The 17522-nt window shown below is 63.3% G+C and carries 14 protein-coding genes; 9 read left to right on the top strand and 5 right to left on the bottom strand.

Annotated elements, in window-relative coordinates:
• The first annotated feature begins 402 nt into the window (after positions 1-402).
• Positions 403-1776: a 4Fe-4S dicluster domain-containing protein gene (locus tag AB7008_RS04230; protein ID WP_441258490.1), complete on the top strand. Its 1374-nt coding sequence runs from the start codon at positions 403-405 to the stop codon at positions 1774-1776.
• Between the two features lie 212 nt (positions 1777-1988).
• On the opposite strand, the gene AB7008_RS04225 is transcribed toward AB7008_RS04230, so the two are convergent.
• Complete coding sequence (locus tag AB7008_RS04225; protein WP_028160365.1) at positions 1989-2405, bottom strand: SRPBCC family protein; 417 nt, start codon at positions 2403-2405, stop codon at positions 1989-1991.
• A 299-nt stretch (positions 2406-2704) separates the two neighbouring features.
• On the opposite strand from AB7008_RS04225, the gene AB7008_RS04220 reads away from it, so the two are divergent.
• Together AB7008_RS04220 and AB7008_RS04215 are read left to right on the top strand one after the other, a co-directional pair.
• Complete coding sequence (locus AB7008_RS04220; RefSeq protein ID WP_441258489.1) at positions 2705-2914, top strand: hypothetical protein; 210 nt, start codon at positions 2705-2707, stop codon at positions 2912-2914.
• A gap of 126 nt (positions 2915-3040) precedes the next feature.
• On the top strand, positions 3041-3286 hold the full coding sequence (locus tag AB7008_RS04215) for a hypothetical protein (RefSeq protein WP_354180797.1): 246 nt from the start codon (positions 3041-3043) through the stop codon (positions 3284-3286).
• 58 nt (positions 3287-3344) lie between these two features.
• On the opposite strand, the gene AB7008_RS04210 is transcribed toward AB7008_RS04215, so the two are convergent.
• From AB7008_RS04210 to AB7008_RS04200, 3 genes are read right to left on the bottom strand one after another with little or no spacing between them, the layout of a single operon-like run.
• Positions 3345-4361 carry a methyltransferase gene (locus tag AB7008_RS04210; RefSeq protein ID WP_441258488.1) on the bottom strand — a complete coding sequence of 339 codons (1017 nt, stop codon included), beginning with the start codon at positions 4359-4361 and terminating at the stop codon, positions 3345-3347.
• Positions 4362-4386: 25 nt separating this feature from the next.
• Positions 4387-5361 carry a Bug family tripartite tricarboxylate transporter substrate binding protein gene (locus AB7008_RS04205; RefSeq protein WP_441258487.1) on the bottom strand — a complete coding sequence of 325 codons (975 nt, stop codon included), beginning with the start codon at positions 5359-5361 and terminating at the stop codon, positions 4387-4389.
• 46 nt (positions 5362-5407) lie between these two features.
• Positions 5408-6325 (bottom strand): DUF1127 domain-containing protein, encoded by a 918-nt coding sequence (locus tag AB7008_RS04200; protein WP_441258486.1) that lies wholly within the window; start codon positions 6323-6325, stop codon positions 5408-5410.
• Positions 6326-6503: 178 nt separating this feature from the next.
• Between AB7008_RS04200 and AB7008_RS04195 the strand changes: the two genes are divergently transcribed.
• The 4 genes from AB7008_RS04195 to AB7008_RS04180 all read left to right on the top strand — a co-directional run bounded on the left by AB7008_RS04195 (position 6504) and on the right by AB7008_RS04180 (position 12402).
• A complete protein-coding gene (locus AB7008_RS04195; protein WP_441258485.1) occupies positions 6504-8090 on the top strand; it encodes a winged helix-turn-helix domain-containing tetratricopeptide repeat protein in 1587 nt (528 codons plus the stop codon).
• A 111-nt stretch (positions 8091-8201) separates the two neighbouring features.
• Entirely contained in the window at positions 8202-9317 is a 1116-nt protein-coding gene (locus AB7008_RS04190; protein WP_441258484.1) for a winged helix-turn-helix domain-containing protein, read from the top strand.
• A 164-nt stretch (positions 9318-9481) separates the two neighbouring features.
• Complete coding sequence (locus tag AB7008_RS04185; RefSeq protein WP_248881221.1) at positions 9482-10702, top strand: MFS transporter; 1221 nt, start codon at positions 9482-9484, stop codon at positions 10700-10702.
• A gap of 305 nt (positions 10703-11007) precedes the next feature.
• Positions 11008-12402: a hypothetical protein gene (locus AB7008_RS04180; protein ID WP_248881220.1), complete on the top strand. Its 1395-nt coding sequence runs from the start codon at positions 11008-11010 to the stop codon at positions 12400-12402.
• A gap of 223 nt (positions 12403-12625) precedes the next feature.
• On the opposite strand, the gene AB7008_RS04175 is transcribed toward AB7008_RS04180, so the two are convergent.
• Complete coding sequence (locus AB7008_RS04175; protein ID WP_248881219.1) at positions 12626-13801, bottom strand: acyltransferase family protein; 1176 nt, start codon at positions 13799-13801, stop codon at positions 12626-12628.
• Positions 13802-14203: 402 nt separating this feature from the next.
• Between AB7008_RS04175 and AB7008_RS04170 the strand changes: the two genes are divergently transcribed.
• Together AB7008_RS04170 and AB7008_RS04165 are read left to right on the top strand one after the other, a co-directional pair.
• A complete protein-coding gene (locus AB7008_RS04170; RefSeq protein ID WP_248881218.1) occupies positions 14204-15358 on the top strand; it encodes an acyl-CoA dehydrogenase family protein in 1155 nt (384 codons plus the stop codon).
• A 194-nt stretch (positions 15359-15552) separates the two neighbouring features.
• A complete protein-coding gene (locus tag AB7008_RS04165; RefSeq protein WP_441258483.1) occupies positions 15553-17517 on the top strand; it encodes a methyl-accepting chemotaxis protein in 1965 nt (654 codons plus the stop codon).
• Positions 17518-17522: the final 5 nt, after the last annotated feature.

The following is a 17522-nucleotide window of genomic DNA, read 5'->3' as shown; positions in this document are numbered from 1 at the left end:
TCAAACCCTAACATCCTACTCGCTTTCGCGATAGCTGACAGGTTCAGTTCGAGGCGACGTAGTCGATCTCGACGCGCGTGGTACCAGTATCCATTAGGCCCCTGCACCGAGGTCGCACGAGGTAGCTCGTAACCTCTGACGTTTGCGCCAGCCCTGAAATGCAACGAGGGCCTTGAGGCTACCGCAGGGCGGGTGGAAATAATCTTCCCCATCTCCCGAGATGGCCTTCGGGGGGCCGGCAGCAGAGCGGCCTTGCTCTGACGGTCGCCGTGCCGGCTGACGAACGTCACCTGTTGCCCCCCATTGCGGCCTGCTCGTGTACAGCTCGCCAATTGTGGGTTAGGTTCCGGCGCTGTCGTGTGCCGCACGTAGCTGATCCTCCAGCAAGCCTGGGAGTTGGTCATGCAGCCGATGAACGAGGTCCCCTTCGAGACGTCCCTGGCTGAATATGCCGAAGACATGCTCGACGCCTGTACGCGATGCGGGAAATGCGTCGAGGCTTGTCCGAGCGTCGAGCCGGCCGGCATCTCGAGGACGACAAAGTCCGAAGACATCATCAGCGGCATTCTCGAACTGGTACGTACCGGCAACGGCCCGGAAGCTTCGCGCAAATGGGCGCAGTCCTGCATGCGGAGCGGGGCATGCATCAAGGCGTGCGCCTATGGGGTCAATCCGCGCTTCCTGCTGAGCATGGCGCGGCTTGGCATCGCGAAGTCGGACAACGAGCTTGCCGAACGACGCCGGCGGGGTGTCGAGAAGTACCGCGACGGCAGTCGTGGCGTGAACGTACTTTCGCGCCTGCAACTCGACGCGGACGTGCTCGAACGACTGGGTCAGAGTTCGGCGTCGGTCGCCACGCCCGTTGAGGCGCCGGATTTCGTGTTTTACACCGGCTGCAATGTGCTCAAGACGCCGCACATCGCCTTGCTTGCCCTCGATATCATGGACGTGCTCGGCGTCAGTTACCAGGTGATGGGCGGACCGAGCCATTGTTGCGGCATTCTCCAGCTCAAGTCTGGCGACGCAGAGATGGCCGGTCGTATGGGATCGAGTACGATGGAAAAGCTGTCGCACTCGAACTCGGGGCAGGTGATCTCCTGGTGCCCGTCGTGCTATGTCCAGTACACGGAAACCATCCTGCCAACGGTGGAGCGACAGCACGGGTCCCGCCCGTTCGAGATGAACCCATTCATGCGCTTCCTCGGAGAGCGGCTGGCGCAGCTCAAGCCGCACCTTCGGCGCAGGGTCGAAATGCGGGTCGCGCTGCACAAGCATCCCGGCGTGGCCGGCGTCGTGGAAGCCGCCGCCGAAATCTTGACGGCGGTACCCGGTATCGAACTCGTCGATCTGAACCAGCCGGCGGTGGGTTTGCAGAGCGTGGATGTCGGCGTGCTTCCAAACTTCAAGCGCGAATTGCAACTCATGGAGCTTGAGGCGGCGCGCGATGCAGGTGTCGATGCGCTGGTCGCGGTCTATCATTCCGATCATCGCGAACTGTGCGCGCACGAGCGCGACTGGCCATTCCGTATCGTAAATATCCTTGAAGTGGTTGGCGAAAGCATGGGCCTGCATCGGCACGATCGCTACAAGGAGCTCAAGATCTTGCAGGACGCCGACCAGATCGTCGCCGACTGTAGCGACCTGATCGCAAAGCATTCGCTTGATCCCGGCAATGCGCGTGACGTGGTGGTGAAGGTGTTGCTTGGCGACCAGCCGCTTCCCCTGAGGCGTGGCGCGCCCCCAGAGTCGCGCGCGGATGGTGTGGCGCCGTCGTAGCAGCTTGACGTCACCCGTTGGCCCACCGCGTCGGTGAGCGCAACGCAGCGGCAAGTCGGGAGCCCGGTGCGAACCGGAGGTCGCCGGCTGATGGGGGCAACCGACGCGGCGCCCCCCAAGCCGGCTATTCCTCGGCTGTTCAGTTTCCGTCAGGTGCGCCGCGCGGAAAGCCGACGACGCCCGTCAGGGACATCTCCTGCCCCCGCACGGCTTCACGACGTCTTCTGCTTCGCCTGCACGTGTCGTTTGAAATTGTCGAGGATGGCCTGCCAGCCGCCCTGCTGCTGCTCAACCGAGTGTGTCGGTTCGCTATCGAAGACGACGCGGACGACGACGCCCTTCCCCTCGGGCACGAACTCGACTTCGGCCTTGCGATCGCCGAATGAATATTCGATCAGCTTGTGTTCGACGATCGTCGTGTAGGTCCCGGCGAAGTCAAAGCCCATGCTGCCGTCCTTGGCTTCCATGCGCGACGAGAAGAGCCCGCCTTCGCGCAGGTCAACCGTCGCCTTGGTCGTATGCCAGTCGTCGGACGGGGCGTTCCACGCCACGATGTCAGCAGGCGTCGTATAAGCACGCCAGACCTGATCGATGGGGGCTGCGACGGTGGTTTCGACGGTAATCCTCATGAACATAAGCTCCTGGTTCGATTTTCGAGGTGACGGCATCACTTACGTGTGCGGGGTCCATCCAAGGACGATCGAGACTGGCCCATGCCGACAGGGGCGAGCCGTCAAAGCGTTAAAAACACAAAAAAGTCAAAACGTCTGTTGGCCGCCCACCAGCGGCCGCGAACAAATTGGGGATGAGGGTCACATTTATTCGATGCGGCTCGTGGCCATCGAACCCGACCCGGGCTCGACGACACTATCTCCCTGCGTCCTAAACGGCCCCGCCCATCCGCGGGCGATACGGGGGAATGTCTGTCATGCGAAAGCGAAACTGGCGATTGATTGCCGTCGGCTCAGTGCTGCTGGTGCTCGCCGTCCTGTTCTTCCTCTCGATGCGGGACATGACGCCGTGGTCCAATGATCCCGCCGCCCTGATGCGCACGGTCGAAGAGGTCTCGGGCGCCGTCGGCGGCATCAGCCTCGTCATGATCGTTTTCGGTCTGATCGGCAGGAAAGCGCCGGCCTGACCGACGTCGTTCCGGAAGGCCGGACCGCGGCGGCATGCCTGCGCGATGACGGGGAATAGCGGGTCTTCGATGCAAATCTGAATGTCTGAACCGCACATGCAAGGCGGGATGCATTTGGAGACACCTATGATCACCTCAAAGATGCTGATTGTGGTCACGATCGTATCGACGATGGGCGCAGCTTCGGCGCAACCTTTCCACCCGTCGCTGCCCGGAAAGGAAACGACCACCAGGCCGTGGACGGCGCCGGTCGGTCACCGCCAGCCGCACGCCTCCGACGTGCCCTCGGCAAGTCTGGGATCGCTGGATTTCCTCGACCAGGAGGATGCCAACGTCGATCGCAAGATCTCCGGCGTCTGCCGGGGCTGCTGATCGAACCTGCGCCAGGCCAGATGGGATGAGACTCGACTGGCGTCCCAACGGACCGCAGTCAGTGTCCGACCTTTCGGAATTCGACCAGGCTGAACGAGCCGACACCGCTGGTGCCGACGAAGGCGAAGCCGGCCAGGACGCCGAGCCTGCGGTACTCGGCTTCCGTCCGCTCGCGGCCGCCAGGTCCCCGCAGCATATTGAGGTCGCTCATGGCGCAGGAGCGGTCCTGGGTCCCGGTCGTCGCGGGCTCCGGCATGATCCGCTCGATCACGATCAACGTTCCGCTGGCCGGCAGCGCGTCCCGGCAGTTGCGCAGAATGACCTCGCAACGATCGTCTCTCCAATTGTGCAGGATGCTCTTCATCAGGATCGTGTCGGCGCCGCCCGGGACCTTCTCGAAGAAACTGCCCGCGACGAACCGGCCGCGATTGGCGATGCCAAGCCGGTCAAAATGCGCCCGCGCTCCCGGCTCGCAACGCGCCAGGTCGAAGGCGATGCCCTCAAGATGCGGGTTGCGCTGGAGCACGCCGCCGATCAATTCGCCGGTGCCGCCGCCGAGGTCCATGACGATTCGCGCGGTCGCGAAGTCGTGCGCCGCGACGATCCTTGGAACGATGCTCCGCGTCAGGCTGACCATCGCGGCATTGAAGCGGCGGGTGAATTCCGGGGCATTGCTCGTCGCAGCATAGCGATCGTCGCCATCACCGCGCAGCTCGCCCGCGCTCTTGCCGGAACGAACCGAATCGACCAGCCCGATCCAGGATTGCGCGAGCATCTCGCCCTCGAAGAGAACCCAGTCCTTGAAGGAGGGGTCGGCGCTCTCGTCGAGCTGCCGGCCGAGCTCGGTCATGGCAAACCGGTCGCGGTCGGCCTGCCTGCACAGGCCAAGTGTCGTCAGGCCAACGAGCAATCGGCGTAGCGCACTTTCATCGGCGGACACCAGCCGGGCGAGCTCGGCCACCGATTTCGCCTCATCGCCGATGGCCTCGGCGAGATTGAGCTTCGCCGCCGCATAGATCACCGCGGTGATGCGATGCGACTGCACGAGATCATGCACGGATGCCGGCCCGCTCATGTGTTGCCTCCTGTCAATGCGCGCTTCAATCGGTCGGGACGAACCCCGTTGCCTGCACGATCGCCTTCCACCGGTCGGATTCGGATGCGATCAGCCGGGCGAAGTCTTCCATGGCGATCGCGTCGGGCTCGACGGCCAGCTTTGCCATGCCGGCCTTGACCTCGTCGGTGCGCAAGGCCGCCTGGATCGCGGTGTTGAGCTTATCGACGATCGGCGCCGGCGTCTTGGCCGGAACGTAGAACGCAAACCAAGTGAGGTCCTCGAGCGACGGATATCCGGCCTCCCGCACGGTCGGCACCGCCGGAACAAACGGGCTGCGGCGCGGTCCGGTGGTCGCCAGCGCGCGAAGATCTCCGGACTGGACGAGCGCGAGCGCGCTGCCGATCGGCATGATGGTTGCGGCAATCACGCCCTTGACCAGATCCTGAATCGCACCGCCGCCCTGATAGGGCACGTGAAGAAAATCGAAGCCGGCGGTGCGGCCCAGCATCGCGCCGAGAAAATGCAGCGTGGTTCCGGCGCCCGGCGAGCCAAAGGTGGCCTGCTTCGGATTGGCGCGGCACCAGGCCACGAAGTCCGCCAGCGTCTTGACGTCGGCCGGTACCCTGGGACCGACCGTCAGCAATGACGGGGTCGAGGCGACGGTCGACACCGGCGTGAAATCCCGCGGATGGTATCTCAGCGTCCTGTAGACGTGCGGAAAGAACATCATGAAGCCGAGCGGCGCGAACAGCATGACCGATCCATCGGCGTCGGCGCTCTTCACCGCCTCCACCGCGATGCGACCGCCCGCGCCCGGCCGGGTCTCGATCACGATGGTTTCGGCATAGCCGCTCATCTGGCCGGCCACGAGCCGCGCCAAACCATCCTGCAGCCCGGGCGTGAAGCCCGTCAGGATATGCGCGGTTCTCGGGATCGGCTGTGCAAGAGCCCGCGGTGAAATCTGCGCAGCGGCGAACGCGGCGGCGGCCGCCGACAACACATCACGACGCGTGATCATCACCCGTTTCCCTGATCGAGCCCAGACCCAATGAGATCGCGGCATGCTACCTGGCCATCGCTGCGGCCTCGGGAGCCATGGACGGACCGGGCCGCACGAACACAAAACGGGATATCGCAGATATCTGCGCGTCCCCACGGCCATCCTGGCCGATCAGGATGAGGCCTGCTCCGCCATTCGCCACCGTCAGGACGACCGCTTCGCCCGCCCACGTCCCGATAGGCTCCATCGCGATGGTGAGAAACTCACCGATCGGCTGGTCCAAATACTGGAGCCTCAGCTGCGGCGCGATTTCCGCGGGCGCCAGAGCAAGACCGAGCTGTTGTGCACGCGCATAGATTTCCCGCAGCGAAGCCTCGCCTTGAAAGCCGAGCTCGGCAACCGACACGGCGACAAGCTCAACCTCCGCCTTCTTGCGACTGAGAGTAAAGGCCGGTCGAGCGAGTATCTCGTCGGCCGCGTTTCCGACGCCGCAGCCCATTGCACTCATCGCGCTGCGCAGGGCGAAAGTATCCGTGAATGTTCCTATCCGGATCGTCTTCCACACCAGCACATCTGCAGCGGAGCTGATCGGAATCTCCGATCTGGGAGCCGGCGGGTCGACCTTGACCGCCAGCTGCCTCCGCAAAACATCCTGCGCCGTGCATTGAGCCTCGGTGCGATCGACGGAAATCAAGCTGAACAGGTTGATGAGCGACAGAATCGCAAGCGCACTACCAATGCGCCAGGGTGCCGGACGATCGGGCCTTGCGCGGCCTTGCTGCAAGGCAATGTAGTCAATCTCGGCGCGCGTCGCGCCGATATCCAGCAACTCCCGATCGCTGAGGGCACAGAGAGCGGTTTGTACCTTCAGCCGTCTTCGGTACTTCCGCCATGCGCTCCAGACCCGCAGGAAAAGGCTGGTCACTTGCTGCACGGGTGTGGCAGTCCGTCGCACCTGCGCAACGCCGTTGAAGGCACTCATCGGCGATATCCCTTGTCGGCATCCCTTGTCGGTATCCCTTGGCGATACCTTTACCGAGGGCAGGATGTCAGGACTTCGCCGGGCACGCTTGACGTGCAGCTTACATTTTCCTGACCGGCGCCTTACTTTACGCCCCAGCAGGTGCGGAGGCGGCTTCATCCACGACGGGAGTGGCAACTTGCGCTATCTCTTCGATGAATACGTGCTCGACACGGATCGGCGCGAGCTGCATCGCGGGACCGATGCTGTTTCCGTTGCGCCACAGGTCTTCGACATTCTCGACTACTTGATCGGCAACAGGGAGCGTGTCGTCAGCAAGGACGACCTCATGAACGCCATCTGGAAGGGGCGCATCGTATCGGAGGCCGCGCTTGCGACCCGCATGAATGGCGTCCGCACGGCGGTCGGCGATTGCGGGGAAGCGCAACGCCTGATCAAGACGATCCCGCGCAAGGGCTTCCGCTTCGTCGGAACCGTACGGGAAGTACGGGAGCCGGATCCTTCAACCGTCCCTCACCTGTCAGAAGCGACAGCAGCGCCCCTCCCGCTACCGGATAAGCCCTCGATTGCCGTACTCCCTTTCGTCAGTCTCAGCTCCGATCCCGAACAGGAGTATTTCGCAGATGGCATCGTGGAGGAAATCACGATGGCCCTGGCTCATTTTCGCTGGCTGTTCGTGATCGCACGCAATTCGAGCTTTGCGTATAAGGGCCGAGTCGTCGACGTCAAGCAGGTCGGCCGCGAGCTTGGTGTCCGTTATGTGCTCGAAGGCAGCGTGCGCAAAGCCGGAAATCGCATTCGAATCGCGGGACAGCTGATCGATGCCGAAACTGGAACGCATCTCTGGGCAGACCGCTTTGAGGGCCCGATCGAGGACATGTTCGATCTGCAGGACAATCTGACCTCCAGTGTCATAGGCGCAATCGCCCCGAAGCTGCAGCGCGAGGAGATCAAGCGGGCAAGGCGCAAGCCGCCCGAAAATCTGGATGCGTATGACCATTATCTGCGCGGGCTGGCGAAATCCCGTTGGTCCAACAACGCAAACACCGAGGCGCTGCAGCTCTTTTGCAAGGCGACCGAGCTCGACCCTCGGCTGGCTTGTGGCTATGCCATGGCCGCCTGGAGCTATGCCCGCCGCAAGGCGAACGGCTGGATCAGCGATCCGGCAAAGGAAATTGCGGAAGCTACCCGGCTGGCCCGCAAGGCCGTAGAACTGGGGACAAATGATCCGGTTGCGCTGTCCGTGGGTGGATATGCACTCGCCTTCATAGCCCATGAGTTCGACGACGCGGCTGCTTTCGTGGATCGCGCTCTGGCTGAAAACCCAAACTTCGCGCAAGCCTGGGCCACCAGTGCCTGGTTGAGGGTTTGGCGGGGAGAGCCGGATCTCGCCCTGGAGCACGCCGCACATGCCGTGAGACTTAGCCCGCTCGATCCGCCCATGTACTACGACGCGCAGGGGGCCATGGCGTATGCGCATTTTCTGGCGGGCCGCTATGACACGGCAGCATCATGCGCCGAGGGTGCACTGCGTGGTCAGACGAGTTTCCTGCTCGTGACCTGCATGTCCGCAGCCAGCAACGCACTCGCCGGGCGGCATGACCAAGCGCAACGATCCCTCCTGCAAGCCCTTGAATGCAATCCGGATCTTCGTGCCAATCTCGGGAATCTGGCACCGTTTCGCCGGGCAGATGACTTCGCGATCTTCGAGAAGGCTCTCTGCGAAGCGGGCCTTCCGGAAAAGCACGGCTCCGCCACCCCCTGACGGGGTGGACCGACGTTCGCGGCTTACATTTTCGCGACCGAAGGCTTATTGTCCTCGGATAATTGCTACCGCGCCCTCGGAGGTGAGAGGGCAGGCCTGGAGAATGGTGCCATGCGCTATTTCTTCGAGGACTGTGCGTTGGACACCGAGCGGCGCGAATTGCGGCGTGGGCTCGATGTGGTGCCCACGACACCCCAGGTTCTCGATCTGCTCGAACATCTGATCCGCAGCAGGGATCGCGTCGTCAGCAAGGACGATCTCGTCAACGCGATTTGGAATGGCCGGATCGTATCCGATGCGGCGCTGACGACGCGGCTGAACGCCGTCCGGCGCGCGATCGGTGACTCCGGCCAACAACAACGTCTTATCAAGACATTTCCACGCAAGGGCTTTCGTTTCGTGGGCGCGGTGCACGATGAGGATCGGCAACCAGCAACCACGGCAGCGGTTACGGTCCCGGTTGCCTCTGCAAATGCCGTTGGCGAACGGCGATCCGCAGGCCGGCTGGAGGACCTCAGAGGCCGTTTGAAGCTCGCGGGCAGCGTGCTGGCGTCGGTCGCCGCCATCGGCGCAATTGCCGGTGGCGTTGCCGGATACTGGAATGCCTGGAAGACCGTCCGTACCGACGCACAACGGGAAGCTCAAAACATCCAGGCACAGCCGACAGTCAGGCCCGAGATCGCGCCTCGCCTCTCTCTCGTCGTGTTGCCCTTCGCCAGCCTGAACGACGGTCCGGCGCAGGACTCCTTTGCCGACTTGATCTCGACAGGCTTGACGGCCGATCTCGCGCGAACGCCCGCCACTCTCGTTGTTGGACGCGACACCGCCTTGACCTACAAGAAGAAGGTGGTCGATTTGCAGCAACTCGGGACGGATCTCCGCGTCCGCTGGGCCGTGCGGGGCGCGGTGCGACGCAACGGAGACCAGGTGCGGGTCAACGTATCTCTGACCGACCTTCAGACCGCCCGCGACATCTGGTCGGATCGGTTCGACGGCGACCTCGCAAACCTGGCCGTCTTGCAGGATACCATCGCAGCTCGGCTTCTCTGCGTCGCACACTTGCACCTGCGTCAATATGAAGAAGCCCTCCAACAGTGCAGCCGCTCCCTCAATATGACCGGCACGGATCTTGAGGCCTATATGAGCCTGATCTCGGCGTACGGGTGGCCGGGGCAAATGGACCGGGCACGCGGGGGCAGAGCAGCTGCGGCACAAGACACTTCCTAACTAAGTCGACGTTGCAGCGGCCCATGGCGCGTGCCGATGCTCGAGGCAGCTGCAAGGTAGCGAGCTCTGTATCCGCATATTGCGCGTAGCCTTGCCCTCCGCTGACAGATGGGCCACCATCCCCGCGCGCATCATCAACAAGACCAAAAGCGCAGGGGAAACGCATGAGCAAGCCGTCAGGGTTCGACTATGGCTGGGTGGTGGTCGCCGCGGGAGCGCTGATGACCTGTGTCGGCTTCGGCACGATGCTGTCGCTTGCGGTCTTCCTGCAGCCGATCTCGGAAGCGATGGGCTGGTCGCGCGCCGGCGTGTCGGCGGCGGCGACGCTGGATTTCCTCTGCATGGGCGTTGCCGCGTTCTTCTGGGGCACGCTGTCGGATCGGTTCGGCACGCGCATCGTGGTGCTTGCCGGAAGCCTGCTGCTGGGCCTCGGTCTCGTCACCGCGAGCCAGGCGACCAGCCTGTGGCAATTCCAGCTGTTCTTCGGCGTGCTGATCGGCGTCGCCGCCGGCAGCTTCTACGCGCCGATGATGGCGCTCGCGAGCGCCTGGATCGAGAAGAACCGCAGCCTGGCAGTCGCGCTGGTTTCCGCCGGCATGGGCGTGTCGCCGGTGACGATCGCGCCGACCGCAAGCTGGCTGATCACGGCCTATGACTGGCGCACCGCGATGCTGGTGATCGGCATTGCCGCATGGGCGCTGCTGATCCCGGCCTGCTTCCTGGTGCGGCCGGCGCCGCAGGCGACTGGCCCGGCAAGCACCGACGCCGCACCGGAGATCGAGCTGACCGCGGCGCAGGCGCTGCGCACGCCGCAATTCATCGCGCTCGCGGCCGCGCATTTCGCCTGCTGCGCGGCGCATTCCGGTCCGATCTTTCACATGGTGTCCTATGCGATGGTGTGCGGCATCGCCCCGCTTACGGCGGTGACGGTCTACAGCGTCGCCGGCGTCTCCGGGCTCGGCGGACGCCTGCTGCTCGGCGCGGCTGCCGATCGCATCGGCGCAAAGCCTGTGCTGGTCGGCGGCCTGTTCGTGCAGGCGATGTGCATCGCGACCTATCTCGCGGTGGCGCAGCTCGGCGAATTCTACGCGCTCTCGGTCGTGTTCGGCCTCGCCTATGGCGGGGTGATGCCGCTCTATGCGGTGCTGGTCCGCGAGTACTTCGGCGCGCGCATCATGGGCACCGTGTTCGGCGCCGTGTCGGCCTTTGCCAGCCTCGGCATGGCGCTGGGTCCGTGGGCCGGCGGGCTCGTGTTCGACAATTTCCAGCGCTACACATGGCTGCACGCCGGCTCCTTCGCGATCGGGCTTGCCGCCGTCGCGGTGGCGCTGAGCTTTCCGACCAGACGCAAGCAATCGCTCGACCTTGGCCGCGCTGCGGCCTGAGTGTGAGTTTGCGAGGTTGGCGGTGGCCGCTGCGTACGCCGGGGCTTTCGGCAATAACGGTCGCGCGCAACGACGGAATATCTCTGTCGCCTTTTCGTCTCCCAGCGCGCGTGATGGATCACGAGAATCCAACGGCCGTAGGCCGCGAACCGAACGATCGCGATAGCGAATCATTCGCTGCAACGTCATCGCAACGTCGTCGCTGATCTCTATGCAACTGGCGCGGATAGCCGGGGGCCGACACTACCGCGAAAGCGGCCGTGCACGGCGCACGTTGAGTCCCGGGCCAATGAGGAGATCAAGTTGTGAAGAACAATTACTCGGCCAACAGTGACCCGGCTGCGACGAATGACTCATCGCAAGGTTATGCGGTCGGTTCGACATGGATCAACGTCGCTTCCGGCACCATCTGGCAGTGCCTGAGCGGGGCACGCGCCGCGGCCGTGTGGATGAACGTCGGATCCGCATCCGCATCGATCCTCGTGCGCGCCCGTGCGAATCTCGCGTCCAGGGCTCCAACGATCTATGACAATTTCGATGCTCCGGACGGGACGCCCGTGCAGGGGCGTATCAGCCCGACCGGACAAACGTGGCTTTGCACGGGACCCGGTGTGTCATCGTTACAGATTGTCGGCGCCCGCATGACGGCCCAGGACAACTGCTACAACTATCTGCCAGTCCAGCCCGGCACGTTTTATCGACAGTCAGAGGTCGTTTCCTTTCTGCCCGTCCCAGGCGGACCGGGCGACCGTGCCAATGCGAACTCAGTGATGTTTGCCTCTGCAGATACCCAGTTTACAAAAACGGAGGGCAAGTTCTTTCACGCACAGGCGGCGGCTGATGGCTACACCCTGCAGCAAACCGCGACCGGGACGGATGGTTTGAACGCCGGCGTGTTCGGTTTCGGTACGTGGGAAACTCCGTGGCCGACCGACGGCACGCCGATGAATTGTTCGATCGAGTATGATTTTGTCGGTCGAACGGCCACCATTTTCGGACCGGACGGACATTCCCACACTCATGCGTTTGCTGCCGCGGCGAGTGGTGACGTCGGGATCCAGCAATCCGACATCAACTATGCCGGCTGGCAGCTCGGTCAGACATCGTTTTCCCTCTACTACTGGATGGTCGAAAGCGGTCCCTCTTTTGCCGGCGCGCTTGCGTCCAGCGGCCGTGCTGCTCCGATGGGTATCGTGTCACCGATTTACGGCTCCGGATTTCGCAGGCTCAAGCCTTTCTCGCTCAAGCTCGCGGGCGGCGGCAACGCCTGGTTTCGAGTGATGACGGGAGAGGCCAACGGCAATCCAAATTGCTCGAATTGGGCGATCGCAGGGACGATGCAGCTGGACGCAACCGACTTTAGTGGCGGTACGGGCGGCTTGGCTTCCAATGCCTGGAAGTTCGACTGTACGTCGACGCTGGGTGGAAATTTCCCCTACCCGGACCCCATCCTGACGCACCGGCAGGGCGTCGCCATGAACCAAAGCAACCTGATCACGCAGGCGCGGCTGTCCGTTTCACCGTCATACGCCCCGCCCCATGTCGCGCTGGACCTCTTCGTCGTGAACGGATCCCATGATCCGGCGACCGTCACAGGAATCTTTCAGGGATATGGAGAAATTCTTGCCGCGCCTATCCGCGATGTTTCTCCCCTCGACAGCACAAAGGTCGTGACGCTGAACTTCGCCAACGGGACCTGATATCCCAGGGCGTAGCCAAATCGCCGTCTGAGAAGGGTGGAGGTGTCACCCTTCGACGCGAAACCCATTTTCTGGCAACCGCGAACAGTTCAGTTGCAAGATTTCGAACCGCATTCTCTGCCCAAAAGCGCGATGAGATTGGGATGAATCGTCACCGCGCTTTAGGTTGTGGTTTGATCGTGATCTTTCCGGAAAACCGCTGCGCACTTTTCCGGATCATGCTTTAGGCGATTTCCCGGGAGGGGACCGTTAGCGGTGTCGGTTCAACGGGGAGCGTCTTGTCGTCCTGGTGTGCGGGCCGCCGCAAGGAAAAGCTCTTCCGCAGCTTGAGTGCGGGCTTCTCGATGAAGTGCCAAGAGAAGGCCGCGAACAGCGCCGTCAACACCAGGCTGGTGATGAAATTGAAGGCATTGCTGCGAATATCCGGCAGTAGCCAATTCACGGTTTGCTGGATCGGGCAGGAATAGAGATAGATTCCGTAGGAGTAATCACCCGTGTTGAGAATCCCCAGCCTTGGAAGCGGCGTCAATCCCAAGAAGACCGTGATGTAGGCGAGCATCGGTGTGGTTATGGCCTGGATCAGCACCGATGCAATCCAGTCCTGTGTCCCAATGAACTGGATCGCGGCAAGGCCGGCGAAGCAACCCGCTACGAGCGACCACCTGAGTGGTATCGCATACCGGAATTGATAGAAGAGCAATCCAGCCAGAAACGCTGGAATAAGGCGCGCGGAGCCACGCTGGGCAAAGATGTAAGTGAGCGAGTCGAGAATACGACCCGGATGCGGTGCTGTCAGTTGAAGGGCGATGCCGCCGGACACGACGAGAATTGTGAATGACAGCACCAAAAGAGGTCTCTTGAGCAGACCCAAGAGAATGATGGCTGACATAATGAGGTAGCAGAACATCTCATGAGGGACGGTCCACAGCGACCCGTTGACAATCCCCACCTCGTGCCCGTTGAGAAACCTCGTATAGTGAGCGTTCTCAAAGACGCCCGGAAGTTCGTATTGAATGAGACCGACAATGCTGAGGAAGTACCTGAAGAACCGTTCGTCGCTGAAATAGGAGGCGAGATCCAGGCTCGTTACGAGGGGGCCGAGAACCAGTGCCGAGAGAACGATTTCCACGACCAAGGCCGGCATGATCCGGAACCCGCGATTCAAGATGAACGAGCTGAACACGAGCCGTTGGGCGCTCCCCCCGATCAGGAATCCGCTGAGAGCAAAGAACATCGGCAGGATCGAAAACTGAAACATCCAGACCGGATCGAGCGGAGACCACGTTCCGGTAATCAGGGGAGCGTGAATCAGCACGACGCTGACGGCCAGGAATATGCGCAGGAAATCAAAGCCAGGTCCAAATCCCTGAACCTCGTCTAGTCGTTGGCCGATGGTCACGGAAGTCCTCTGAGTTGCTTGACGTCACGCCGTGAGTTTAATGAGCTCAGTCGCGGCCGTACCAAAAGCCACGTCATCTTTTGGGAGGGCGCCAAGTTGCATGAGATGGATCGTGCGCGTAATCCTTTGCAGCGCCTTTGCGAAGTTACGATGACACCGGCAAGGCGCTGCGCGTCGCGCCGGCAACCTGCTCTCACCGTCAACATCGACAAGGGCGATTTGCGCGGGCGCAATGACAGGTCCTCGACTTGCCGCCCACCAATGGAGACGAGGTCTTCGCCCTTCGAGCTTCGGCGGACACGTCACACGCCCGGAATGACGGCGGCACGGTCTTGATCCTCGCCACCAAATAAACCACCATCGTCCCTGACCGCTCACGGCAGAAGGGGCGAGGAAACGCGCATGGATGCAACTCCCGGGTTTGGCCTGGTCGAGCGGGCCCGCGCCATCGCACCGCTGATTGCGGGCGAGGCGGAAGATATCGAGCGGACGCGACGGCTGACGCCCGCGGTCGTCAGCGCGCTGATCGAGAGCGGGCTTTATCGCGCGCTTTTGCCGCAGAGTCTCGGCGGTGCCGAGGCCCCCATCGAGATCTTCATGCAGATGCTGGAGGAGGTCGCGAAGGCGGATGCCTCGACCGCATGGTGTCTCGGCCAATGCAGCGTCTGTGCCATGATCGCGGCTTCGCTCGATCACGACATTGCGCGCGAGATCTTCAACACGCCGCCCGGCATCCTCGCCTGGGGCGCGATCGCACATGAGGCGCGTGCGGTCGAGGGCGGCTATCGCGTCACGGCGCGCTGGGATTTTGCCTCGGGCTCGCGGCAGGCGAGCTGGCTGGGGGCACATGTGCGCATCGTCGGGGCCGACGGGACGCCGCGCAAAAATGCCGACGGGTCGCCGGAGGTGCGCACCATCCTGTTTCCGGCCGCGAGTGCCGTGCTGCATGACGTCTGGCAAGCGATCGGGCTCGCCGGCACCGGCACGGATTCCTATGAGGTGAGCAACCTCTTCATCCCCGAGCGCTTCACGGCGTTCCGCGACGTGCCGTCCGCACTGCGCGAGAAGGGCCCGCTCTACAGGATCGGCACCGGCTCGACCTTCAGCCTCGGCTTTGCCGCGGTGTCGCTGGGCGTCGCACGCGCGACGCTGGATGCCGCCATCGCCTTGTCGCGGGCAAAGCACCAGTCGCTGGCGGCGAGCGCGATGCGCGACAACCAGGCTGTCCAGGGCCTGATTGGCCGCACCGAGGGCGACTTACGCGCTGCGCGCGCCTATCTCTATGCGACGGCGAATGCGATGTGGCGCGACCTCTGCGTAACCGGCCAATTCAGCCCGGCGCATCGCAGCGCCGTTCGCCTCGCCGCGACCTGGACCATCCATCAATCGGCCAAGGTGGTCGACGCCGCCTATCACATGGCCGGCGCGACCGCGGTGTTCCGCAGCAATCCGTTCGAGCGGCGCTTTCGCGACATGCACGCGATCGCGCAGCAGATCCAGGCGCGGGATACGCATTATGAGGATGTCGGTAAGATGATCCTTGCCGAAAACCGCTAGTCGCTGGCTGGCGAGGCCGCGGCGCATCATCTCTGCTTGCGACGAACGGCCAACCTCATGTGCTCACTGCATTGAGTCATGCAAAAGGATGACAGCGATTCCGTTGAAACACGGAGGCCGCGCCGTCCTTGTTGTTAAGCAATTTCTGGGACCTTTCCACAAAAGCAAGATTTGGAAATGCCTGGGAATTTTTGATGTTCAAGCTCAAGTCGATTGCCGCCCGCCTGATCCTCGCCATCGCACTCACCGTCGCAGTGGCCTGCGCCATCCTCTCCGGCTTCTCGGTCACCCAGCAGCGGGCGCTGACGCGGCTCGCGCTCGATCAGCAGCTCAAGCTGCAATATGACAGCGTGATCGCGGCGATCGACTACGAGGGACGTTCGGCACTGGCGGTCTCCGCGGCGATTGCGGCGCTGCCGCCGGTCGGCGATGCCATCGCCAAGGGCGATCGTGACACGCTCGGCGTCCTGCTCGGCGACGCCAACAAGGCGCTGAAGGCGCAAGGCATCCCGCTGATCACCTTCCAGCTGCCGCCGGCGATCTCGTTCTATCGCGTCCACACGCCCAAGACTTTCGGCGACGACGTCTCGGGCCGCCGCGCCACCGTGGTCGAGGCGCTCAAGACCGGCCGGCAGATCGTCGGCGTGGAGCCCGGCCGCGAGGCGCTCGGCATCTTCGGCATGACGCCGATCGTGCGCGACGGCAAGAACCTCGCGAACGTCGACGTCGGTGCCGCCTTCGGCAAAGAATTCGTCGACCGCGCCAAGAAGCGCTTCGGCATCGACCTCGCGGTTTATTCGGTTGACGGCAAGAATTTGAACAAGCTGTCCTCGACTTTCGGCGAGAACGCGGTCGCCAAGCCGGACGAACTGAAAGCCGCGATCGACGGCGCGCCGCTGCTGCGCGAGGCCGAGCTCGACGGTCATCCGGTCGCGGTCTATGCCGGCCCGATCAAGAACTATGCGGGGCAGCCGGTTGGCGTGCTCGAGATCATCAAGGACACGACGGAATACGAAGCCGCCTTCGCCACCGCCGAGCGCAACCTGATCCTCGGCACGGTCGCGATCCTCGTCGCCGCCATCCTGCTGGCGTTGCTCCTCGGACGCGGGCTGTCGCGGCCGCTCACCGCGATCACCGCCGTGATGAATCGGCTGTCAAGCGGCGATACCAGCGTCACCATTCCCGGTAGCGAACGTCCGGACGAACTCGGCACCATGGCCAAGGCGGTCGATGTGTTCCGCCGCAACATGCTCGAATCCGTCGCGATGCGCGAGGCTCAAGAGGCCGACAAGGCCAAGGCGGAGGTCGAGAAGCAGGCCTTGCAGCGCCAGATGGCCGATCGCTTCGAAGCCGACGTCAAGGGCGTGGTGGCCGCGGTCGCCAAGGCGACCGAGGGCATGCAGAGCGTTGCCGGCGAGATCACCACCAGCGTCAACGGCACCTCGCAGCGCGCCTCCGCTGCGGCGACGGCTTCCGAGGAAGCTTCGACCAGCGTGAACGCGGTTGCGGCGGCGACCGAGGAGCTGGCCTCGTCGGTCAGCGAGATCGGCCGTCAGGTCACCCATTCCAGCCAGGTTGCGAGCGGCGCGGTGGTCAAGGCCACCGAGACGACAGAGATGGTCACCAGCCTCGCAGGCGCCGCCGAGCGCATCGGCGACGTGCTGCGCCTGATCAGCGAGATCGCGAGCCAGACCAATCTGCTGGCGCTCAATGCCACGATCGAGGCGGCGCGCGCGGGCGAAGCTGGCCGCGGCTTTGCGGTCGTTGCCTCCGAGGTGAAGGAACTGGCAAGCCAGACCGCGAAGGCGACCGATGAGATCGCAAGCCAGGTCTCTGCGATCCAGGCCGCGACCGGCAATTGCGTCACCGCGATCTCCGGGATCAGCAACACCATCCGCGAGATCAGCGGCATCGCCACCACCATCGCCGCCGCCGTCGAAGAACAGGGTTCGGCGACGCGCGAGATCGCTCGCAGCGTGCAGCAGGCCTCCGCTGGTACCACCGATGTCTCCGCCAACGTCGCCGGCGCCAGCCAGGCCGCGGACCAGTCGCGCGCACTGGCGGGGAACGTAATGGTGGCGTCGGGTGAGCTGGGGCAGCACGCGTCGGCGCTGATGAAGAGCGTAGATATTTTTTTGGCGGGGTTGCGGGCGGCTTAGTGTCG

The organism is Bradyrhizobium sp. 521_C7_N1_3, assembly GCF_052075975.1.
Lineage (GTDB): Bacteria > Pseudomonadota > Alphaproteobacteria > Rhizobiales > Xanthobacteraceae > Bradyrhizobium > Bradyrhizobium japonicum.
This window is presented reverse-complemented; position numbering and strand designations above follow the sequence as displayed.